At 35.4% G+C, this 22011-nt stretch carries 18 protein-coding genes and 3 pseudogenes; 13 read left to right on the forward strand and 8 right to left on the reverse strand.

The genetic code is table 11. From position 1 onward, the window contains the following. Nucleotides 1–700: 700 nt before the first annotated feature. Nucleotides 701–1291, forward strand: a complete 591-nt coding sequence (locus J4P91_RS25445; RefSeq protein WP_207996292.1) for a sensor domain-containing protein — start codon at nucleotides 701–703, stop codon at nucleotides 1289–1291. A 4-nt stretch (nucleotides 1292–1295) separates the two neighbouring features. Next, nucleotides 1296–3086 (forward strand): helix-turn-helix transcriptional regulator, encoded by a 1791-nt coding sequence (locus tag J4P91_RS25450; RefSeq protein WP_207996293.1) that lies wholly within the window; start codon nucleotides 1296–1298, stop codon nucleotides 3084–3086. 634 nt (nucleotides 3087–3720) lie between these two features. Here the strand turns inward: J4P91_RS25450 and J4P91_RS25455 are convergent. Next, nucleotides 3721–4050: pseudogene (locus tag J4P91_RS25455) on the reverse strand (DUF5065 family protein); the annotation flags it as partial. Nucleotides 4051–4271: 221 nt separating this feature from the next. Here J4P91_RS25455 and J4P91_RS29165 point away from each other — a divergent pair. From J4P91_RS29165 to J4P91_RS25475, 5 genes are all read left to right on the forward strand, one after another. Then, nucleotides 4272–4469: a helix-turn-helix transcriptional regulator gene (locus tag J4P91_RS29165; protein WP_000116561.1), complete on the forward strand. Its 198-nt coding sequence runs from the start codon at nucleotides 4272–4274 to the stop codon at nucleotides 4467–4469. 1 nt (nucleotide 4470) lies between these two features. Next, entirely contained in the window at nucleotides 4471–4950 is a 480-nt protein-coding gene (locus J4P91_RS25460) for a DUF6773 family protein (RefSeq protein WP_243764013.1), read from the forward strand. Nucleotides 4951–5191: 241 nt separating this feature from the next. After that, on the forward strand, nucleotides 5192–5404 hold the full coding sequence (locus tag J4P91_RS25465) for a helix-turn-helix transcriptional regulator (protein ID WP_207996294.1): 213 nt from the start codon (nucleotides 5192–5194) through the stop codon (nucleotides 5402–5404). Beyond that, nucleotides 5401–5835, forward strand: coding sequence for a hypothetical protein (locus tag J4P91_RS25470; RefSeq protein ID WP_207996295.1), 435 nt, complete (start codon nucleotides 5401–5403; stop codon nucleotides 5833–5835). Before J4P91_RS25465 ends, J4P91_RS25470 begins: the two co-directional genes overlap by 4 nt. Nucleotides 5836–5853: 18 nt before the next feature. Continuing rightward, nucleotides 5854–6330 carry a small multi-drug export protein gene (locus J4P91_RS25475; protein ID WP_207996296.1) on the forward strand — a complete coding sequence of 159 codons (477 nt, stop codon included), beginning with the start codon at nucleotides 5854–5856 and terminating at the stop codon, nucleotides 6328–6330. 468 nt (nucleotides 6331–6798) lie between these two features. On the opposite strand, the gene J4P91_RS25480 is transcribed toward J4P91_RS25475, so the two are convergent. Then, on the reverse strand, nucleotides 6799–7632 hold the full coding sequence (locus J4P91_RS25480; RefSeq protein WP_016119196.1) for a VanW family protein: 834 nt from the start codon (nucleotides 7630–7632) through the stop codon (nucleotides 6799–6801). Nucleotides 7633–7850: 218 nt separating this feature from the next. Here J4P91_RS25480 and J4P91_RS25485 point away from each other — a divergent pair, with 218 nt between their 5' ends. Next, nucleotides 7851–9281, forward strand: a complete 1431-nt coding sequence (locus J4P91_RS25485; protein ID WP_207996297.1) for an IS4 family transposase — start codon at nucleotides 7851–7853, stop codon at nucleotides 9279–9281. Between the two features lie 128 nt (nucleotides 9282–9409). On the opposite strand, the pseudogene J4P91_RS25490 reads toward J4P91_RS25485, so the two are convergent. After that, nucleotides 9410–9706 (reverse strand): annotated as a pseudogene (locus tag J4P91_RS25490) (GntR family transcriptional regulator); the annotation flags it as partial. A gap of 264 nt (nucleotides 9707–9970) precedes the next feature. After that, the gene (locus tag J4P91_RS25495; RefSeq protein ID WP_207996298.1) at nucleotides 9971–10444 is read right to left on the reverse strand and encodes an 8-oxo-dGTP diphosphatase; all 474 of its coding nucleotides are present in this window, start codon (nucleotides 10442–10444) and stop codon (nucleotides 9971–9973) included. A gap of 297 nt (nucleotides 10445–10741) precedes the next feature. On the opposite strand from J4P91_RS25495, the gene J4P91_RS25500 reads away from it, so the two are divergent. Further along, nucleotides 10742–11212, forward strand: coding sequence for a DinB family protein (locus J4P91_RS25500; protein WP_207996299.1), 471 nt, complete (start codon nucleotides 10742–10744; stop codon nucleotides 11210–11212). A gap of 405 nt (nucleotides 11213–11617) precedes the next feature. Here J4P91_RS25500 and bla read toward each other — a convergent pair whose 3' ends face one another. Both bla and J4P91_RS25510 read right to left on the reverse strand, forming a co-directional pair. Next, nucleotides 11618–12547, reverse strand: a complete 930-nt coding sequence (bla, locus tag J4P91_RS25505; protein ID WP_483862152.1) for a class A beta-lactamase — start codon at nucleotides 12545–12547, stop codon at nucleotides 11618–11620. A gap of 502 nt (nucleotides 12548–13049) precedes the next feature. Continuing rightward, nucleotides 13050–13205 (reverse strand): annotated as a pseudogene (locus tag J4P91_RS25510) (GNAT family N-acetyltransferase); the annotation flags it as partial. 165 nt (nucleotides 13206–13370) lie between these two features. Here J4P91_RS25510 and J4P91_RS25515 point away from each other — a divergent pair. Further along, nucleotides 13371–13703: a DUF1904 family protein gene (locus tag J4P91_RS25515; RefSeq protein WP_001120967.1), complete on the forward strand. Its 333-nt coding sequence runs from the start codon at nucleotides 13371–13373 to the stop codon at nucleotides 13701–13703. Between the two features lie 297 nt (nucleotides 13704–14000). On the opposite strand, the gene J4P91_RS25520 is transcribed toward J4P91_RS25515, so the two are convergent. Both J4P91_RS25520 and J4P91_RS25525 read right to left on the reverse strand, forming a co-directional pair. After that, a complete protein-coding gene (locus J4P91_RS25520; protein WP_207996300.1) occupies nucleotides 14001–15044 on the reverse strand; it encodes a DUF3238 domain-containing protein in 1044 nt (347 codons plus the stop codon). Nucleotides 15045–15150: 106 nt separating this feature from the next. Beyond that, the gene (locus tag J4P91_RS25525) at nucleotides 15151–16944 is read right to left on the reverse strand and encodes a helix-turn-helix transcriptional regulator (protein WP_207996301.1); all 1794 of its coding nucleotides are present in this window, start codon (nucleotides 16942–16944) and stop codon (nucleotides 15151–15153) included. Between the two features lie 290 nt (nucleotides 16945–17234). On the opposite strand from J4P91_RS25525, the gene J4P91_RS25530 reads away from it, so the two are divergent. From J4P91_RS25530 to J4P91_RS25540, 3 genes are all read left to right on the forward strand, one after another. After that, entirely contained in the window at nucleotides 17235–19397 is a 2163-nt protein-coding gene (locus J4P91_RS25530) for a serine hydrolase domain-containing protein (RefSeq protein ID WP_207996302.1), read from the forward strand. 94 nt (nucleotides 19398–19491) lie between these two features. Then, nucleotides 19492–20178 (forward strand): IS6 family transposase, encoded by a 687-nt coding sequence (locus J4P91_RS25535; protein WP_207996303.1) that lies wholly within the window; start codon nucleotides 19492–19494, stop codon nucleotides 20176–20178. A gap of 68 nt (nucleotides 20179–20246) precedes the next feature. Next, the gene (locus J4P91_RS25540) at nucleotides 20247–21998 is read left to right on the forward strand and encodes an HAD family hydrolase (protein WP_207996304.1); all 1752 of its coding nucleotides are present in this window, start codon (nucleotides 20247–20249) and stop codon (nucleotides 21996–21998) included. The last annotated feature ends 13 nt before the right edge of the window (nucleotides 21999–22011 follow it).

Here is a 22011-nt window from a genome sequence, read left to right on the forward strand (position 1 = left end):
AAATTTTTTTGAAATTAAGGTGGTAAATGCTATTAAGCTAATAAAACAAAATTCTCCGTAACATGAAAAAACGTTATTCTTTCTCTAGAATCATAGGAAAGGATAACGTTTTTTACATTTGGGGGTAAAACAATTTCTTAAGTGGATGGATGTGGGGTATCGCCACATCGCTATCAAGCTAAGACTTTTATTTGCCCCCATAATGAAAATTTTACTCCTCTACAGTTATTTATGAGATTTTGGTTCATTTTTTCGTTTTTGGGAACAATTAATTTCTTAAGTTGGTGGATAGGTATGATTCCCCTATATAACAAAGAAGGAACCTATCATATTTCATAATAGGTTCCTTCTTTAAATGCAGAAACTTCAAATGTATCGGGTTATACTTCGAATCGTTTCCATAAAAAGATTATAAAGTTGAATTTCTTGTTATATTTTGGCCTAACGATAATGGGATACCATCATCCAATTTTTTTATGATTCAATTTAGGATGAATATCTAGCAAGCGGTTAGTCATAGTAGATAGTGAACTTTTGTCACATTTATAAAGGACAACAAAAATTGAGTGGATAAGGCTGTATTGATAGTTATGTCATACAAACCATGACATTTTGACACTACCGTATGTGACAGAAAAATACTTAGAATTGAAAAAGTAGCTTTTAACGTATTAGCAATGAATGAGGAGGAGAGATTTTAATGACGAAAGCATCAGCTCAAAAAAATTTGCAAGATTTTTATTTCTTGTTATTTACCTTTGTATCCGGATTTTTTTACTTTTGTTTCTATCTGGTCAGCATTACATTTGCATTAGTAATGACGATTATCTTTTTGGGTATTCCCTTGTTGGCGTGGGTGCTGCAAACAACTCACACGTTTGTTCAGTATGAACGTATTCAGACGAAGGTTTATACAGATATATCGATAGAGTTATTCGAACCAAGAAAAAAAGAGGAGGGAGATAAATGGATTAAAGCGAGGGATATAATCCTTAATAATAGCAACTGGAGGGCTATTTTTTGGCTCATGCAGAAATTTTTTGTCGGAATAATGAGTCTTATATGTGCTGTTTTACTGTATGTAATGCCGCTAGTATGTATCGTTACACCATTACTTTTTCGATATTTTAATATATACTTATTGGGCATTGCTGTGAATTCATGGGAGACAGCAATTTCTGTCATGATTGTTGGTTTTATTCTCATCTGGATACATAATCTTATTGGAAACTGCTTGGTTCGAATTATTGGAATGTACACGCGTTCCATGTTTAAAGCTATAAAGGAGTGATAATTTGTTTAAGACTTTGAAACTATGGTTTTGGTATGATTGGGCCTTACTTTGTATACGCTTTATTATTTGGCTATCATTGATACCAGCGACTATCCAACAACAAGATCATTTGACAGTACCACTTTGGATCATAATTCTTTGGGAAGTCGTTTCATTTTCAGTACCTTGGATTTGTTTAATGTTCAGTTATCGCTATTATTTGTTTACTGAAATAATATTATTTGGCGGAGTGTGTTTCTATTTAACTTTATTATTTCCGTCAGCGTATCTTGCTTTTTTAATGCCAACTTTTATGATTGCGGCAAATAGCGTTCATAAATCTTACCGCTGGTCGGGTCCTATCACAATTATTTTGTTCCCGTTGCTCATTGCGATATTTTCCAAAGTGACAGATTTATGGGTAATCATCCTACAACTCAGTTTAGCTTTTGCTATGGGCTCTTTCTTTCGTTTACTGGCTATTAATTACCGTCAAAGTGAAATTATTCGGAACCAGAAACATGTATTGGAACAATACGTATCTCAAGTTGAGCGGATTACATTACTGGAGGAACGTGATAGGCTCTCAAAAGACTTACACGATACGATGGGGCATTCCTATACTTCAATTATTATGGGGATGGAAACATTGCGTATGGAATTAAAGTCTAAAGAAGGAGAGCAACAGCTCGATTCATTATTACAATTGGCCCGTAACAGTATGGAAGAAGTAAGACTGTATTTACACCAATTAGATTTATCACAAGAGTCGCTTCCCTTAGCTGCCACATTACAACAATTGACAGAGGAATTTAAGAAACATGCAAAAGTAAATGTACGTACTCGAATAATAGGGGAAGAGTATATGGTCTCCAAACAATCAAAAATGACACTATATCGGAGCTTGCAGGAATCACTAACAAATGCTGTTCGCCATGGGCATTCGACAGAAATCATTGTGTCACTTCATTTTGAACCACAACAGATAAGATTGGATGTACAGGATAATGGCTGTGGGGTAGAAGAGTGGAAGGATGGCTTTGGATTAACTGCAATGAAAGAGCGTGTAAGTCAGTCACAAGGAAGAGTCATTGTTTATTCCAAAAAAGGGGAAGGGACATTAATTTCATGTGTTTTACCGAAACAAGTACAACTGGCTAATGAACAAATTCGCCTGTGTATTGTCGATGATCATTCTTTTATCCGAGAAAGTCTTCATACAATTTTGGGTGGACAGGAGGATTTACAAGTAGTGGGAATGGCTGAAGATGGAGAACGGGCTTTGGAATTGTGTGAGAGACTAAAACCAGATGTAGTATTAATGGATTTAGAGATGCCAAATCTGGATGGGATTCATGCAACTAAAATGATTAAGAAAAAATGGCCGGACATTCGTGTACTCATTCTGTCAACCTTTCAGGATACAGAAAGGGCAAAAGAAATCATACGAAATGGTGCGGATGGATATTTATTGAAATCCATAGATGGGCGCGAACTAGCTGAATCAATTCGTCTAGTCTATCGTGGAGGCGCGATGATTAATCATGACTTGTTCCATAGAATGTGGGAAGAAAATGAAGAAACAGGATTATTTGAATCACGATCAGATGGAAAAGAGTATGGATTAACGAAGCGAGAACTAGAGATTTTGGAACTATTATCACAAGGAATCCGTTATAAAACAATAGCTTCGACACTTTACTTGTCAAACGGAACGGTAAGAAATTACGCCTCCAATCTCTATGAGAAGCTAGGAGTTAACAATCGAGAAGAAGCCGTACAAAAGGCAAAAGATATAGGATTACTTTCTTGACTCTCTCACTTGAACTAGTTAGCTGAAGTCAATGGGGAACTTACAGATAATACAGGGCATCACTACCCAATCTTAAATTAGAAACTACAATGAAAAATAAAGATTTGGAACCCCTCTGTTTTTCTCTAAATATAGATGTTTAAACAGGTTACTCGGATTTTCATATCGAAAAAGTAAAACACTATAGACGATGACTATAAAATTTGTAGACTATAACTGAAATTGAAACAAGGTATAAGGTAGATGAATATTTTATTCAAACCTATCTTCACAGAGGTCTGGTAAATAGTTTTTATATTGTTGTTTTTGGATCCGTTAGAAAAAATGACTTGATGATTCATATTTCAAATATTCCACAATTGGGCGCTTTAATTGAGCAAAGATCAAAAAAATTATCAAACAAATATAGGGAATTGTCAAAAGAGAATATCAACTTTAATGCTTCTGATACCCCCAACTAAAACTAAAAAATAAAAGAAAAGGTACCCCTGCTGCAAGGTACCTTTTCCAAGGGGTATAACTCATTACCTAAGCGACCGTTGGTTAAGTATACCGCTTAGACTATTACATGAGTTATATTTTTATTATACATTGATCATATCAAAAATATTATCATTAGTGAAATTAACATTCATTATTTTGTAATTCTAAAGCTGCCACCATAATAATAATGTTCAACAAATTTCATAACAGCTACATATGACCCTGGCTCATAAACTGATGTAATAGGTGTTACAAATCTACCATAATTATGCTCAGTACCAGTATCATAAATTGTTTTATATCATTGCATATTTACTACTTCATTCTCATCTTCACTTAATCGATATATCTTTACAATACCTGTATCTTTACCACCTGTATAAATTTTAATGTCAAAAGTATCTCCATGCTTCAAATCACCAACAGCTAATTCTTGTAAGAAGTCTACATTATGATGAAGTGAAAAGTAGTTTTGCCATTGCTAGTCGTCGAAAACCGGTGATGCTTTCTGTAATTAGCTTATTTTTATATTTGTGAGATAGTTTTAGAGACAAAAATAATAGAAAGGGAAAAAAGAAAGGATAAACGCAATCTATACAAGTCTTAATGTAATATATATATTGCATTAATTTATTTATAATTTAATATATAGAATATAAGATAAAAAGTATACAGATTATCTTTACAAACGGGGTGTATTTAATGTCAGTAAGCAAAATAAAAATTGCAAGAACAGAAAAGGGGCTAACTCAACAAGAATTAGCTGTGCTTGTAAATGTTACTCGACAAACCATTGGCCTTATTGAACTTAATAAATATAATCCATCTTTAAAGCTTTGTATTGATATAGCTAAATCACTCGATAAAACTTTAGATGAATTATTTTGGGAGGAAAAATAGAATGGAAAAATTTAAAAATTTGTTTTCACTCAGTACACATTCAGATGAAAGAATTCAGCAAATTGAAATGAAAATTTGGGCTCAATCTGGAATTGTAGTTTTATTGCTAGCCTTCATAGATTTAATAATAAGGGGAGTATACTTACAAAGACCGTTTCTAGAATGGGCTACAGCTCTTGGTATCATTATCTGTTATATGGTATTCTTCTCTATTAGATCCATTTTAGCTGGTGTTTACGAACCAGAAATCGATAACAAGGAAAAATTAAAACAAAAATTAAAAGATAAATTATCTTATACTCTTATTTTATCTTTTTCTGGTGTAGCATACACTATATATCATAGTCAATTACCTCAAGGTATTGTTGGATGGATCTTAGTATGTATAAAGTTCATTCTACTTGTTATTATTTTGTTTGGTATTCAATATTTTATTACTATATTAGCATGGAATAAATCCAATAAAATTCAAGAAGTATAGACAAAAAAGCTTATCTTTTAGCACATAATGATAAGCTTTTTATTATTTTCTTCATATCTTTTTTGTTTTAGGGGTTATTTTGTTTTGTTTGCTTGATAGCGATGGGGTGCACTCTCTTTTTTAAATTAAGTGTAATTTATGTCGCGTTTAGCAATTATTCATTACAAAATGCAAATGATTATTTACATTTTGTTAGTAATCATTTGCAATTACAGTAATTGTAAATGAAGAAAGGGAAGTTATGATGCTAGAAAACAGAGTTAGAGAATTACGGGCACGATTTAGATGGATTCAGCAAGACTTGGCCGATGCAATTGGGGTCACAAGGCAGACAATTGGATTAATAGAAAAAAGTGATTATTCTCCATCTGTCACTATGGCGTTAAAAATAGCTGCTGTATTTCAAGTTACCGTAGAAGAGGTTTTTTATTTAAAGGGAGAGGAACGATTATGATAAAACAGGTTTTAAGATCCCCACTTATAGGGGCCAGTATATTTGTGTTGATTATTGCATTTTTACTATTTTCTCTTATGAATACACAAGTCATTTTAGCTAAGTTATGTTTCGGGATTTTAGTGACGATTACTTTTTTATGGCTCATTCTCACAAGACTTTATAACCGAAAGAATCCTCATGATAAGATTAGATTATTTGGTTTTATACCATCTGAATTTCGTGAAATAGATGAAGGGCAGCAGTGGGTAACCTATAAGGCTTGCCGAAATGTGTATATTTACTATAGCATTGCACTTCCAATAACGGCAGGGATTTGCTTCCTCTTTTCTCAACATAATTTTGTTCCATTATTGTGCATTGGTTTACTAGGTGCAGGTCAATACATTGTCTATTGGTTAACTACTATTCTTATTTTAAATCGTATTTAACAAAGGGGATGAAACAATATGGTGGAGTGGGCTCAAAATGCGGGTGCATTATGGCAATATGTAGTGTTATTTCTTTTAGCTTTTGCCCCATGGATGGATGTATCAATCGTTGTACCACTTGGTATCGCATGGGGGTTACAACCATTTGCAGTAGGAGTAACAGCATTTGCAGGAAATCTTATCTTGGTTCTATTACTTGGCTTTTTCTTTAAACAGTATGCAAAATGGCAAGCAGCAAGAAAACTAAAAAAAGGTATAACAACACCTTCAAAAAAAGAAACCCGATCAAGACAAATATGGGAACGATATGGTATTCCAGGTTTGGCTCTTCTAGCTCCAATTCTCGTAGGAACTGATATTGCAGCCGTATTAGCTTTAACATTTGGATCTAACCGGACACACGTCATAAGTTGGATGACGGTCAGTCTAGCAATATGGACAGTCATTTTTACAGTTGCTGCGATGTATGGGCTTAGCTTTTTAAATATTATTTAGGATATCATGATGATTTTAGGTAATCTAAAATCGTTCACTACCTTAAAATTATGGAGTGATGAGGTAAGTTCATATAATATCAAGACAAAAGCTTTGACCAAAAACATTTGAACACTCAACTAGCTGTACGATATGGTCATAGTACCGTAGCTCACGAACCTATGTGGGTAGAGACACATTGCTATCAAGTTAATATTTTGAAGCATCCCCAAATAAAAAAATTGTACATTTTCATCTGGAGATGTCAATTTTCTCGTTTTGGGGTATTTGCTTTTCTTAGGTTGATGGGCATGTGGTGCTACCCCATCGCCATCAACTTAAGCGTTTAGGCTATTTTTAAAGTTAAAAGCACGTTACTATTCTTTTATATTAACGAGAAAGAGTGACGTACTTTTTATGCATAATTTCAGTGTACACAATGACATTATTTTTTTGCACCAGAACCGGATAAACTACTGGTGTGCTATATTAATCTCCACTTTCCTCGTTATTACAAGCTAATAATGGTTCGTACATCATTATAGCGTGATTCTCCGTTACATATTGATCTTCTACAAACTGTTTCTGTTGGCTATATACTCTACGTTGAATAACATTGTGTCGTATATAACCACCCCAGTATGCGGATTGGATTGAGTGTTCTTTTTCATAAACTTCATATTGATAAAGCTGCGGATAGGCTGTTCTCCATTCACCAACTAAATGTTTATCTGTGATATAAAGGTGAAGTTGATACGATTGATCCGTTTCATTTTTAATTTGTAAGTCCAAATAGTTATAGGAACAAGTCGCTCCGCTTCCAAACGGCTGGGTTCGCTTGGAATCAGGAAAAACATCAAAGCTATGACGATATCGCTCTGTTACTGTCAGTGGTGTATGTAAGGTCATCCAATATATTAAATTTGAAAGCTGACAAAGCCCTCCCCCAATACCTGCTTGAAAAGATCCATAGTGTAGTATCATACCTTCTACATACCCTTTTCTCCTAGTAGGCTTACCTATTAAACGCCAGTAAGAGAATGTTTCTCCCGGTCTAATGACGATACCATCTAGCTGTTTAATGGCAATCTTTAAATTAACAACTTTATTCTGTTGATACCACATATCTACATCCTTGAGCTTACGAAGTAGTATCGTTCGGTGCTGAATCGCTGTACAGGGTAACTTTTCTTGTTGTAAAGTTTTTGCGTATGTTTTTCCGTCTGCTAACCACTGGATGTACCTCTTTGTAGAGTAATACCATGTTCCTAGCATAATACGATACTTAGAACGCTGTTTAGGACGTAAGTTCACTATATTCATTTTATTTCCTCTCTCTATCGTTTTCATATTTTGACCTGGTCAAGAAAAACTAGAACACAAATTAGATTACACAATCGATTTTGAGTATTGGTAAGGAGCCAATCCATTTAATGCTGAATGGCGTCCCGCCACACATCCATCAACTTGAATATTTAGACTATTAATTAAAAGCGCGTTACTATTCTCTTATATTAATAAGAAAGGGTGACGCGCTTTTTATGAATATGAATCCAATACAAGAGTTGTCTTTATTTGCCGAAGAGTTATATCAATATATGTCTCCTGCTAGACTTAATCAATTAGCTATAGAAGCTGGCGGAATGAAACGAAAACGTAAGTGCCATGGGCACCATTTTTTATCTTTATGTGTATGGCTAAATCAACAAATCGCTACTACCTCTCTTACTCAACTTTGTAGTCAATTAGAAGCTTCAACAGGAATTTTATTAAGTCCTGAAGGACTTAATCGACGATTTAACTCTGCTTCTGTAGCCTTCTTTCGAACTGTATTTGCTGCACTTCTACAAACTAAAATTGGAGGGTTATCTAAGATTTCTCATTCTCTTTCTGCTTACTTTGAGCGCATTCTCATCCTTGATTCTACAACCTTTCAAGTTCCAGATCGATTCGCATCTACTTATCCTGGTGCCGGAGGATGTAGTCATAAAGCTGGTGTAAAAATCCAACTAGAGTATGACTTGTTGAGTGGAGAATTTTCTGATGTGAAAATTGAACCAGGAAAACGAAGTGATCAGGCGTATGGTGCGACTCGAACAGGCCTGACACAAAAGAATGAACTATATATTCGTGACTTAGGATATTTTCGTTTACAAGACTTTAAGTCTATCCAAAAGAAACAAGGATATTATTTATCACGTCTTAAATTACCAACTAAAATATATAGAAAAGAATTCGAAACAGTGGTATTTAAAACAAAACCCTCTCAATCGAGGCCGGTATATATACAAATTCATTTGGAAGACATCATGAAACAATTACAACCTGGCCAAGTGTATGAGTTACATGATGTCTATGTAGGGAGTAAAGACAAACTGCCTACTCGTATTGTGGTTTACAGATGTACGGAGGAGCAAAAACAGAAACGCTTACGTGATCGAGCTATTCGCGAAAAGAAAAAAGGAATTACATATACAGAGCGTACGAAACTTTTACAAGGAATTACGGTATATATGACAAACATTCCTACGGAATGGGTACCAAAAGAGAAAATCTATGATTTATATTCACTGCGTTGGCAAATTGAGCTGTTATTTAAAATATGGAAATCTTGGTTTCAAATTCATCGTTGTAAATCTATTAAACAAGAGCGGTTAGAATGTCACCTTTATGGACAACTTATTAGTATACTATTATGTTCTTCTACTATGTTTAAAATGAGGGAACTCCTGTTACATAAGAAACAGAAAGAGCTAAGTGAATATAAAGCGATGTACATAATTAAAGATTATTTCTTACTTTTTCATCAAGCATTACATAAGAACACCCAAGAATTATCAAAGATTCTCCTTCGTCTGTTTAACCTTCTACAGCGAAACGGACGAAAATCTCATCGATATGAGAAAAAAACAGTCTTTGATATTTTGGGTGTTGTTTACAATTATACCACTCCGACTCATCAAGTGGCATAGTAAAAAAATTCAAACCCGTCAGGGTTTATTTGATATGCCTACTTTTATAACATCTATAAACGATAATAAAATACTACGTGAAAAGACCGCATTTTGTATAAAAATATTCCTTAAGTTGATGGGTGTGTGGTGCTACCCCTAATTGATCGTGCTGCATTAGGAGCTACAAAGGTTCCGCTTCCTGTGATTGCATAAATTAACCCTTTGACCTCAAATAGTTTATAGGCCCGGGTAATCGTTGTAAAATTTAAATCAAGAAAATCCGCCAATTCGCGTTGCGGAGGCAACTTTGTTCCTGGAGCTAAAAAGCCATTTATAATGTCATGTTCAAGCAGTGACGTTATAGAGGAATAAAAAGGCCGCTTTAATAGTTTCTTATCAGGTTTCCAGGACATTGGATAATTATCAAATGAATTTACTGGCATACTACACCTCTATTATTATATTTCGTACATAATAACATTTATTGTATGGATATTATTAACTATTGAATTTATAAAGAATATCCTACAGGGTTCTGGTGCAAAGATAAAATAAAAGAGAATATAACTCATATATTTCTAGCGGAATTCTATTTAAGTTCATGCCAAAAACGCCATCCTTTCCTATGATTCTACAGAAAGACTAACGTATTTTTTCATTTTAAGGAAATTTAATTTTGTTAGCTTGATAGCGATAGGAGATCCCCCCTATGTTCTCTTTATAGTAACTAATCCCTCTTGATTTTTTTCATGATCCCATTCTACTTGAATTTCGAATGTTCCTTCTTCAAAAAACAAAGGGAATCTTCTACGAATGGATTTTTGCATAGGAAGATTGTAAGCTTCATTGATATTCACCCAAACAGCTTTTCCTTCTGGCGAGTCTTGAAGCAAATCCCCCTTAAAGTCCTTTGTAAGATAGTTAAATATCATATATCGGTCTTTGGCGATTGGATTAACATATTCATAAATCCCTTTATAAACAAGGTTGCTAACTTCAAGACCAGTTTCTTCTTTAACTTCTCTAATGGCACTATTAACAATACTTTCCGGAAATTCTACTTTTCCTCCAGGAGGAATGAATCCTTTGAAATCGTCATGTTTTCTGTCAAGAAGTAAAACCTTGTCCTTATTTTGAATCATACATACCGTCCAAATTTTATAATTTACGCCATTATTCATTTGGTTTCTCCCTCATTTTTTATCTAAATTCTACCATAATTTTCAAGAATTATATTAAACTATTTTTACCATGTTAGTGAAATAAGAAAGAGGAATGCCGTTCTCTTGTGCGATGATAATAAAGTTGTTTAATTTACAATAAAGTCGTTTAAAACATAATAAAGTTATTTGAAATATATTACTTCGTTTTCCTTTTCTTTAACTAAAGGGCAGGTTAGTTGAATGAAAATCGAAGAAGGATAATTACAATTAAACAGGAATTTACACTCATTGATATATATTTAGGGAGGATACCATATGAAATCGTTAATTGAAGAGTACAGCCATGGATATAAGATGATAAGGGAATCCATTAAAGGATTGTCTGAGGAAGAGATTAGATTCAAACCAGGAAAGAATAAATGGAGTATACATCAGATCATTATTCATATTACAGACTCTGAATTGGTATCTACACATAGACTGAAAAAAGTTTTGTCCGAGGCTGAACCAATTTTGACATCGCCTGACCAGGAAGCTTGGGCGAATTCATTGGATTATGAGCAATTAGATCGTGAACAATACCTACTTCTTTTTAAGATACTTCGCTCCAGTATGCTCCCTATTATTCGCAATTTGACAACAGAGCGAATTGAGAGAGTTGGAGTTTATGTAGATGCTGGACGATTCACATTCAAAGAATTATTAGAATTTCGTGTCCAACATATTCGAGGACATCTCGACCAAATTGAAAGGGTAAAAAAAGCCTTTAAGGAGAAGCACGTATAAAAAATAATGATAATCTTATTAAACTAAAGAGGGCTTTAGTGAAAGAACAACATTAAACATCTTTATTGTTTGTCAAATACCTTAAATGAGATCCTAAATCAATTTTTTAAATAACTTTAATAACCACCTATCAATTTATAGATAGGTGGTTATTGGATTTGTGGTGGAAAAGTTAAACAACTTTATTTTTTTCAACACATCTCTCATATCCTAAATCTTCGTTTTAGGGATACTTCAAAATATTAGGTTGATGGGCATGGCGTGCTCCCCTATAATGGATTATTATTTTTATAATGGAAATGATACGCATGCAAAAAACCGATTCTCTTCAGACTCAAAAGAATCGGTTTCTAGTTTTATCCTCTAGATAATATTGGATAAAGGAATGAGGAAGCTGAGATATTATCACTTGAGAGCATTAATTGTAACTTTGGCAGCTTGCGCGATCAATTCATTATCATAGGTAGCATCTTTCTTATCTCGACTGGACAGAATTGCAATGATAATGGGTGCTCTATTTGGTGGCCAAACGATTGCAATATCATTTCGTGTTCCGTAGTTTCCGGCTCCTGATTTGTCACCGACTTCCCAGTCTTTTGGTGCGCCAGCGCGGATGAGTTTGTCTCCTGTAGCGTTTCCACGCATCCAATCTGTAAGAATTTTACGTTTGTCAGCTGGGAGCTCATTTCCGACTGTGAAAGCCTTAAGATCGGTAGCAAGTGCTTTAGGTGTGCTTGTATCACGGATGTCACCAGGAATAGCTTCGTTTAACTCTGTCTCAAAGCGATCTGCCTGAGTAACCCTATCACCAATTTGTCTGAGCGCCTTTTCAAACCCTTTAGGTCCGTCTAGCTTTTTGAATAAGAGATTCCCTGCGGTATTATCACTGTAACGAACAGCCGCTTCTGCAATTTCTCCAAGTGTCATACCGGTATCTACATGTTTCTCTGTAATGGGTGAATATTCAACTAGGTCATCTTTTGTATAAGCGATAACTTCGTCGAGTTTATCAATTGAGTTTTTCTGTAGCACTGCTCCTGCAGCCAAAGCCTTGAAGGTTGATGCATAAGCAAATCTTTCATTAGGTCGATAAGTTATTGTTTGGTTTGTACCAGTGTCGATAGCATAGACACCCAGTCGAGCGTCAAACTTTTTTTCAAGTTGAGCGAACTCTCGATGAGTTGCATGATTTGTATGTTTAATTTTCTCTGTTTTTTCTTTTGCTTCAACTTGCAATGGTTCACCTATAAAAAATTTTACGCTTGCAAGACTTAAACTTAGTATGCCAACACACATCCCTACTTTTAGCATCCTTTTACTTTTCAAAATGATCATTCCTTTCAGATTTTTAATCCTTAAAACAAATGTTAAATTAGATACAATGTATTCAATTTGAACATCAGTTTTTAAAATTACACTTAATAGACAATCTAAATAGCAATATTGTTCCATAACTTATAAAAAAATAATTTAACCTTAAGATAAAATAGAATCTACATAGAGAAGGGTTTTATGCTACATACAAGAAGCTTTGAATTTCTTGAGCAAATAGTTGTAATTCATCAGATACAGAAATAGACATAGAAAAACGCTATCCTTTCCTATGATTCTACAGAAAGAATAACGTATTTTTTCATTTTAGGGGGTATTTTGTTTTGTTAGCTTGATGGGCATGGGGTATTTGTTTTTCTTAGCTTGATGGTGATGGGGTGGTACCCCTAGAGATACAAAATTTCGTTTAGGGAGTAGCTCTTTATACTTTCTTATAAAAATATATATGCTTTAATTGGAGTTGTACATCATGATGGTCTTTATCTACTAGACTTGCCTAATCACATCATTGAATTTTTGCATAGACACAAGTGTCAGTAAGCTTTTTTCCATCAGCGGAAAAGTCTTCATTTCTTAGAATACCCTCTAATTCATAACCTAATTTCTCAGGGATAGTACGACTTTTAGTATTGGTTGATTCACATCGTATTTCTAATCTTCTTGCTCTTAAATCTACCATCGCAAAATGAGTTAATACATGTATTACTTCAATAACACATGATCATTCTTAAGAATGTCATTGAAATGTACCAATAGATTCTAGTGCAGCAAAATAAATTGTGCTATGATGTGAGCAAATATAAAGCTATCTAACGGAGGGATTCACATGCCGCATGTTGTGTTTCGTGGAATTACTACTGAACAATTAAAACGCATAAGCAAGCCATTAGTAGAAGAGCTCGCAGAGATTTGTGAGTGTGGTACGGATAATTTTACGTTGGAACTACCAAGTTCTACGTTTGTATTCAATGGAGAAGAAATAGAAGCGTTTCCTCTTATTGAAGTGAAATGGTTCGAGCGTGGACAGGAAATTCGTGATCGATTTGCCAAGGCCATTACTACATATGTAATGGATTTTGGACTTCCAGAAGTAGAGGTTGTATTTACGGTTTTCACAGAATCAGCGTATTATATTAACGGGAAGCATTGTGCAAGCTAGAGCTATTTGAAAGATTTTTGTAACATTTATAAGGGGTAGAACCACATTGTTTTTCTTAGCTTGATTGTGATGTGGTGCTACTCCTATATATAATCAATGTTTGCAGCATACTTTTGAACAAACTATATTCCAAAGCTACAGATAGCTCTTTTTTTGAAAATTTTTCCTTTCATGTACTTTATCAATGATCTTATACCATAATTTATTGAGGCTCCTAATATAAATAATGTTAATATACTTCTAATCGTGGCCAGTGCTGTCTTCTATAACACCTTCAATCTATGAGGATTAATTATTTCAGTTAACCCACCAATTAGGCATAACCTTAACAAATTCTAGTTTTGGTGCCATAGGAAATAATGCAATAAAATCTGTATGCTTACTTTGATGTAAGGTTTCATAGTAACGATGACTCAGTGCTTGTCCCGTGTGCATAAATTTATAAAATTCATGTGATGGAGCTAAATCATGAAATCCAGTAACTGCACCAGAACCATCTCTATATTGTACGACATAAGCAAAGGCATCAATATCAGGTGCTCCAGGTACTAATGGGTTAGGAGATGCTGTTTTCATTGCAAATGCGGCTTTTTTAGTAGTTCTTGTGTCTATACGTATTGTCATATCGTTGACATTAGCTTTATCTGATATTGATTTACCAGACGAGTAATATCCAATTGTATATCCAGTGTCTGGAGAGTAATTAATACTTGGTGGCTGATTTAGCCATCCATCCACAGTGCGTTGCCACTTTACCAACACATCTAATCTAGTTCTGAAACTATTATGTAATCGATCAAAGTAGCGGTTATCCCCATCAAATTTTACAAGCCAAGTAGGAGCATACCCTGGTGCAGGAACTCTGTATTTTGGGATAAATGTTTGATATCTAAAGAGATATCCTCCGTCCGTTACATCATCTGAATAAGCTGCTGCTTTTTCGTCATCGTTCCCAGTACTATAAAATGTATTGTCATTATATACTAGTGTTCCAATACTTTTATTTTCACATTCAAAATCTTCTTTTGCGTACTCTGGAATTTCAACATTACTATTTTTAGATGCCTGCTTTATTTGTTCAATTTTTTCATTTGGTAATCTTTTTAAACTTTTCACTTCGTATGTTGTAAATCGTTCATTACTATTACTTATCTGAACATTATTATTTATATCTTTTGAAGCCGATTTACTAGTGTTACGATCAACAAATTCTGTACCGTTTACTGTACCAATTTGAATCCCATCTTTATATACTTGATACTCCCCATCACTAGGAATATTTCCCCATGTTAATTTAACAGTGCTACCAGACTGTATAGTGTTTATATAGGAATCTGTCATCGGATATGAGAGTTCATACGATCTGGGGACACTATTAAATTTTTAAGTTGATAGAGATAGAGCGGCATCCCTATAACGTGAGTACTATCGGAAAGTCCTACAGCGTCTACAAGATATTCTCTGTTCGCGCCATTTTGATTGCTTCTTCACGATTGTTGACGCCGATCTTCGAGTAAAGGTTCGAACAGTAATTGCGTATCGTTCCCTCCGATAAAAACAACTTAGTGGCAATTGACTTGTAGCGAAGCCCGTTCGACAAATGCTCCAGAATTTCCATCTCGCGTTTCGTAAGTCCGTACGGGTAGCTTTCCTTACTTGAGCCGATCTTCTCCAGTTGCTCACGTTGACGCTTCATCTCTTCGAAGACTCGCGTAGCGACCGATTGATCGATCCAGGTCCCTCCGTTATAAATAAGTTTCAGAGCTTCCATCATCTCTCGTGGATGAATTGACTTCAGTAAGTAGCCTTCCGCTCCGTGTTCCAATGCAGTTGCTGCTTGCAAGGAATCCTCAAACGTTGTCATGAGCACAATCTTCATATCAGGCCATCGCTGTTTCATCTCAAGTAAAGCCTCAAGTCCGTCCATTCCCGGCATACGAATATCCATTAATACGATATCAGGGTGGAACTGCTCACAATGTTCTAATGCTTCGCGCCCATCCTTCGCCTTACCAACTATGGTAAAATCAGCATGCTGATCCAAAACTTGCTCTAAACTGTCGGTAATAAGTGCCTGATCATCAACGATCAACAGGCGGATCGTGTCATGTACAAGTTCTGTCTGCAACGGAATATTACATATGACAAATGTTCCTTGCTCAGCTCCAGAATGAACCGACAATGTGCCGTGATATTGTTCAAGCCGTTCCTTCATCCCATTGAACCCAAATCCGAATTGAATTTCTTTCATTCCGACGCCGTTATCTTCAATCTGTAACCGAAGCTGTTTCCTATCGAAATGCAGTTGAACGGCTATCACGCTCGCCTTGCCGTGCCGAACCGCGTTTGTTAGAGACTCTTGAAGGCAACGATATAGGCAAAAGTTTATTTTTTGCATGACTAGAGTCTCATTGCCAATCACACGGAATGTAACCGTTGTACCCGTCGACCTCATAAATTCTTCGGTTAATTGTCTCAACGATTCACTTAACGAATAATTTAATGGATTATGAGAGAGCTGATGAAGATGCTTTCGGATATCATCCAGACTGTTTTGGGCAATACCGACAAGAGAATCAATTCTCTCAAACTGCGAATCTGGCACTGACGCTCGCAATGATTCGACACCGACGATAAGAGAGGTAAGAGTATGGCCAATTGTGTCATGCAGCTCATGTGACAGCCGGTTGCGTTCTTCTAGCAGCGTAAGCTCCTCAATCCGCTTAATATGTTGCTCCAGCAACAGCTTCTGCCCTTGTATAATTTGGGCTTGCTTATGGTACTGAATTAATATATTAAATGCCATCCCAATGACAAAACCAAGGCTGCAGCTAAAGATAGACTCATATGGGAGATGATTAGCGATCCAGCTGTTCAATGCTGGGAATACGATTCCACAGAGGACACCTGTCCACACATAGTTTTTTTGAATGTTTGCTAAACCAATAATCATTACGAGTAAAATGAAAGACCAAAGCAATCCCGGCGCTACGTAAGCTAAATAAAGATAATATAGGCCTGATGCCGTGACATCGACTGCAAGATACCAGTCTTCTTTCTTATATCGGACGATTAATGGAACAAAGTAAACGACGATAGCAAGAGAAAGTACAATCCAAAGTGACGCATTGATTAATAATGAATGTATAAAATCAGCACTTATAATAACGAACAGCCAAAACGTTCGTACGGATACAAATATCCAATCATACCAAAACCACTTTTTCATTACTGAGAACATAGATTATGCACACCTACTTGTATTTTTTTGAGATCAACTTTCTAATGATTTAGATTTATCATGCGGTATATCTTCCAATTCGTCAATAGATAGTGGAAGGACGGTCAGACACTGGCTGTAAAGTATGTCATATAAGAAAGGTGACAGTTTATCATACGGTTTATGTGACAGATTTACGCACGCTGTCATGAAACATTTAGTCACTTCGTCACTATGCTATTTAACAATTTCGAAGTTAAGGTGAGGGAGTGAAGCAACAGAAAATTTCAAAATAATAGGAGAGATGTGTTATGAAATCATTCATCATTAAAAAAGGAACTGCACTTGCCTTAACAGCGACTATACTGGCTGGGACACTAGTATTACCTACTAATAGAAATGTAAACGCAGTGTATAAACAGACGCCCACCAAACAGGCTGTTGATAAGGCTGCTAATACTGAAAATATTCCAGGTGTTATTGTTGCCGTGAAAAATGGAGATGTAAACTGGTCATATGCTTCTGGTGAGGCAAACATCGAGAGAAATCATAAGGTGGATGCTGATTCTGCTTTCAGGATTGGAAGTACAACGAAGACGTTTGTTGCTACAGTTGCATTACAGCTTGCTGGAGAGAAGAAGCTAAGTCTGGATGATACGGTAGAGAAATGGATCCCGGGGTTCGTAAAGGGGAAAGGCTATGATGGAAACAAAATTACAATTCGACAATTATTAAATCATACGAGTGGAATTCCAGACTTCTTGACTCCAGAGTTTAAGAATAAATTACTTGAAAATCCAAGCGCAAATTATACACCTGAACAGTTAATTACTCGTGCTTTGGAGCTAGATCCAGTAACGGGGTGGGCATACTCGAATACAAATACGGTTATTGTAGGACTTATTATCCAGAAGGTTACTGGAGAGACATATGCCGAACAGGTTAAGAAACGAATTATTGAGCCACTCGGACTTAAAGAAACATTCCTTCCTGGAAGCTCGATGGATATTCCGAAAAAAAATGCTCGTGGCTACTTGAATACGGGAGATAAATTAGTAGATATTACTGTGCTTAACCCGTCATTTGCTAATGCTGGAGGTGAGATGATTTCGACAGGAGAAGACTTGACGACGTTTTTTCGTGCATTATTAGGTGGAAAGCTGTTGACGCCGGAGATGCAAAAGGAAATGATGACGAGTACAGCTGATTCCCCGTTAGGAAAGTATGGGCTTGGCATACATGCAACAAGATTGCCGGACGGTACCGAAGTATGGGGGCATGGTGGTGGAATTCCCGGATTTACTAACTTTGCAGGTGGAACGGAAGATGGTCAACATGTCATCTCGATAAATATCAATGTACTAGGAGCAGAAAAACATATCAAGAATATTTTAGTCTCAGAATTTGCAGGGAAAACCAAAAAGGAAGTTATGGATAAAGAAAAGAAAAGGAACCATCGAGAAGAAGTCAAATACGTAATCGATCAGGTAGTAACCAATAAAAAAATCCCAAGTGTCATAGCAGGCGGATTAAAGGACGGTAAGCGCTGGTCTTATGCTACAGGGACAGCGAGTTACGAGGTACCGCGCGCAGTAGAACCGAACTTTTCATTTCGTATTGGAAGCGTCACGAAGACGTTCACAGCTTCCGTTATACTGCAGTTGGCTGAGGAGAAACAATTAAACCTTGATGATTCGGTTGAAAAATGGTTACCAGGAATCGTACAGGGTAATGGGTATGACGGTAACAAAATTACGATTCGTCAGTTATTGAATCATACAAGCGGGATTGCATCCTATACAGATTTGGATATGCGAGATATTACCTTGCCTCAAAATCCATACCGTTACTATACTGCTGATGAACTTATCAGCCTGGGACTTGCCAAGCCACCTGTATTTTCACCAGGGGAGGGTTGGGACTATTCAAACACCAATACTGTGCTAGCTGGTCAAATTATTCAAAAGGTAACAGGAGATACCTATGCAGAGCAAATCAGAAAACGCTTCATCGAACCACTTGGGCTAAAGGAGACATTCGTAATGGAAGCAAATTCTCATATACCAGGTGAGCATGCTACAGGATACAATATGGACAGATCGGGTCATTTGTATGATTTAACAGAAATAAATCAATCATGGGCAAATGCAGCGGGAAATATGGTTTCATCTATCAAAGATTTAACTACCTTCTTCAGTGCGTTGTTGGGCGGAAAGCTTCTAAATCAAGAGATGATGGAACAGATGCTCACGACAGTAGATTCACCTATTGGTAAAGTCGGATTAGGAATTTATGAAGAAAAAACACCGGATGGGCAATCATATTGGGGGCATGCCGGCGGTACTTTCGGGTTTGAATCGAGAGTAGGTGGCCCTCTAGGAGGGGAGCATATTTTGGTAACTTCCATCAATGCAGTAGGTCCGGAAGTCATAGCGGGTCGGGATAAAATATTCAATAAAGAGTTTGGCCGTTAAGTTTAAACCCGACATTGAGCCCTTTATTGGTTCTGTTGCAAAGTTGTCTAAGCGAAATTAAAATGTAAGAAAAATGATTTGGGGAGCATGATGCATGGGATATTTTAAAGGAAAACAGTTCAAGAAAGATATTATTTTGGTAGCCGTCGGCTATTATTGCCGTTTTTCTTTAAGTTATCGTGATGTATCTGAAATCCTGAAAGAACGTGGAGTTTCCATGCACCCAACAACAATCATGCGTTGGGTGCATGAATATGGCAATTTAATTTATCAAATTTGGAAGAAGAAAAATAAATCAGCACATTTCATATGGCATTTAGATGAAACCTACATCAAAGTCAAAGGAGAGTGGTGTTATCTTTATCGTGCGATTGATCAAGAAGGATACACATTGGATATCCAACTTCGTAAAACAAGGGATCATCAAGCCGCCTATATGTTTATGAAAAGGTTAGTGAAAGCTTTTGGAGAACCAACGGTTCTCACAACAGACAAGGCTCCTGCCCTACTTTGTGCGTTCAAAAAACTGAAAAATAAAGGTTTTTATGTGCATACGAAACATTGCACAGTTAAGCATCTTAATAATCTCATCGAACAGGATCATAGACATATCAAGCAACGTTTTTCAAAATCCGCAGGATTTCAAAATCTTCGCCACGCTTCACGTACCTTGAAAGGAATCGAAACTATTCATGCTATATATAAACGAAACCGCAATTTGCAGCCAAACTGCGGTTTTTCAACGTACAAAGAAGTACACAAATTATTAGTCACTGCCTAAATGGTTCCCCTCATTTATTAATACCTGTTTCTGCTTTTTGAAACTTTGCAACAGAACCGGAGGATTCAATGATAAATTTTGATGAGATAAAGAGGCAGATGCTTCCAATAATTAACTCTGAAGATGTATATGTAATCTTAGATGTAGACCGAACAATAATCAATGGAACTTCGTGGTATTATGCTTGTAAATATGCAGATTTATTAATATCAAAAAAGAATATTAAAGATTTTATTCGTTTCAATGATATGGCATATGGTGAGAATAGTTTAAGTTTAGAGTCATTTAGAGAAAAAACGCTAAATTTAATCACAAGTACATATAGTAAAGAGTTTATAAAGCTAATGAAATCAGTAAGAGAAGTTGATTACACTTTTAAGGAAGGACTAGAAATTGACCAATTAAAACTTTATTTCTCTGGAATTTTCATATCTAGAGAATTGACTGTATATTCTGATGTTGTGCGATACATAAAGTATATGCATAGGTTTTTCGGTTCTAGATTAAAACTGATATTTTTAAGTTCAGGCTATCAAGAATTTATAAGAGGTGTAGTTGATGGGATATTCAAAAATAACTTCGATGAGAATATTGACTATTCAGTAATCGGGTCTGAAGTTGATATCATTAACGGGAAATTAAGGGAAGTTTATTTTATGAGTCAAAAAAATAAACAGAAGATAGTTGAAGCTCTAATTGAAAATGGTGCGAATATAGAATTATTAGCAGATGATTCGTCTGAAAATCCAGAGTTGTTTGAGTGCGTATTGAATAATGGGGGGAAAGCACTGCAAATTGATTATGCTAAAGGGCAATCACTTAGCAAAGTTTGGTCTGAGTTTTGTGAAAGTTTTGATAGTAATAGTTTAAAGAACCATCTAATGTTTGAAGACATAAGAAATAAGATATGTAAGGTAAATATGAAGAATGATTATATGGACTTTCTATCAAATAAAACAAATGAAATAGGTATATTTACATTAACTTATGGAGAGTACGTTGAAGCATTGTGTTATCTACTAGATAGCATAAATTTAGAAAAAGGGAATGAGATAGAATCATTATTATCACAAATGTTTATGATTAAGAATGATGTTGTACATTTGAGGGGAAAATTATATTACTATTGGGTTCCTCAATATGTATTTTTAGACACAAGAGATATCATTGAAGGATATTTAGAATTATTAAGAGTAGTTAAGAAATTATTGGGAGAATTATCTGAATGTAAGCTGATTGATAGGCATATTAACAACTATTATGTTAGAACGATAATGATATCAATATTGGAACACTTACAACATGCATTGTTAATTTGCTTAAATACAATTGAGTTAGCTTCGATATCTGAGGAATCAACTCCAGTAGTTGATTTTGGATTAAGGGATATAATCCAATTAACTACAGATTTAATATTTGGGTGCATTGAGGGAAACTCTATAAACGAGGATGTATATAACTTAATACAAAGTCTTAATGAGGATATCCTCGTTAGGTGGATGAATGATTACAAAATGTACCATAAAGGTATGAGAGAACTTGATAATATTGTTTCAATATACAAATCTGTTAAATCAATAATTGATAATGAAAGATTTAATTCAATCGATTATGTTATATCTTTTGCATACGGGGGAATTTCTCTAGGTTATTCATTAGTATCATATTTAAAAGTAAATAATGTGAGGAAACTATTTCCTATAATCATCAATTGTCACTATAGTTCAAAAAACAACAACGTGATAACAAATCGGAACCAATTTATAACGATGGTGATTGGTTGTATAGATATATCCCACAATACTACAATGAACATATAGAGAATATAAAGAC

The organism is Bacillus sp. XF8 (assembly GCF_017498755.1).
Classification (GTDB): Bacteria; Bacillota; Bacilli; order Bacillales; family Bacillaceae_G; genus Bacillus_A; species Bacillus_A bingmayongensis.

Coding starts and splice junctions, on each gene's coding strand:
- J4P91_RS25445 (WP_207996292.1), top strand. CDS start 701: ATGACGAAAGCATCAGCTCAAAAAAATTTGCAAGATTTTTATTTCTTG.
- J4P91_RS29165 (WP_000116561.1), top strand. CDS start 4,272: ATGTCAGTAAGCAAAATAAAAATTGCAAGAACAGAAAAGGGGCTAACT.
- J4P91_RS25460 (WP_243764013.1), top strand. CDS start 4,471: ATGGAAAAATTTAAAAATTTGTTTTCACTCAGTACACATTCAGATGAA.
- J4P91_RS25465 (WP_207996294.1), top strand. CDS start 5,192: ATGATGCTAGAAAACAGAGTTAGAGAATTACGGGCACGATTTAGATGG.
- J4P91_RS25470 (WP_207996295.1), top strand. CDS start 5,401: ATGATAAAACAGGTTTTAAGATCCCCACTTATAGGGGCCAGTATATTT.
- J4P91_RS25475 (WP_207996296.1), top strand. CDS start 5,854: ATGGTGGAGTGGGCTCAAAATGCGGGTGCATTATGGCAATATGTAGTG.
- J4P91_RS25480 (WP_016119196.1), bottom strand. CDS start 7,632: ATGAATATAGTGAACTTACGTCCTAAACAGCGTTCTAAGTATCGTATT.
- J4P91_RS25485 (WP_207996297.1), top strand. CDS start 7,851: ATGAATATGAATCCAATACAAGAGTTGTCTTTATTTGCCGAAGAGTTA.
- J4P91_RS25495 (WP_207996298.1), bottom strand. CDS start 10,444: ATGAATAATGGCGTAAATTATAAAATTTGGACGGTATGTATGATTCAA.
- J4P91_RS25500 (WP_207996299.1), top strand. CDS start 10,742: ATGAAATCGTTAATTGAAGAGTACAGCCATGGATATAAGATGATAAGG.
- bla (WP_483862152.1), bottom strand. CDS start 12,547: ATGATCATTTTGAAAAGTAAAAGGATGCTAAAAGTAGGGATGTGTGTT.
- J4P91_RS25515 (WP_001120967.1), top strand. CDS start 13,371: ATGCCGCATGTTGTGTTTCGTGGAATTACTACTGAACAATTAAAACGC.
- J4P91_RS25520 (WP_207996300.1), bottom strand. CDS start 15,044: ATGACAGATTCCTATATAAACACTATACAGTCTGGTAGCACTGTTAAA.
- J4P91_RS25525 (WP_207996301.1), bottom strand. CDS start 16,944: ATGTTCTCAGTAATGAAAAAGTGGTTTTGGTATGATTGGATATTTGTA.
- J4P91_RS25530 (WP_207996302.1), top strand. CDS start 17,235: ATGAAATCATTCATCATTAAAAAAGGAACTGCACTTGCCTTAACAGCG.
- J4P91_RS25535 (WP_207996303.1), top strand. CDS start 19,492: ATGGGATATTTTAAAGGAAAACAGTTCAAGAAAGATATTATTTTGGTA.
- J4P91_RS25540 (WP_207996304.1), top strand. CDS start 20,247: ATGATAAATTTTGATGAGATAAAGAGGCAGATGCTTCCAATAATTAAC.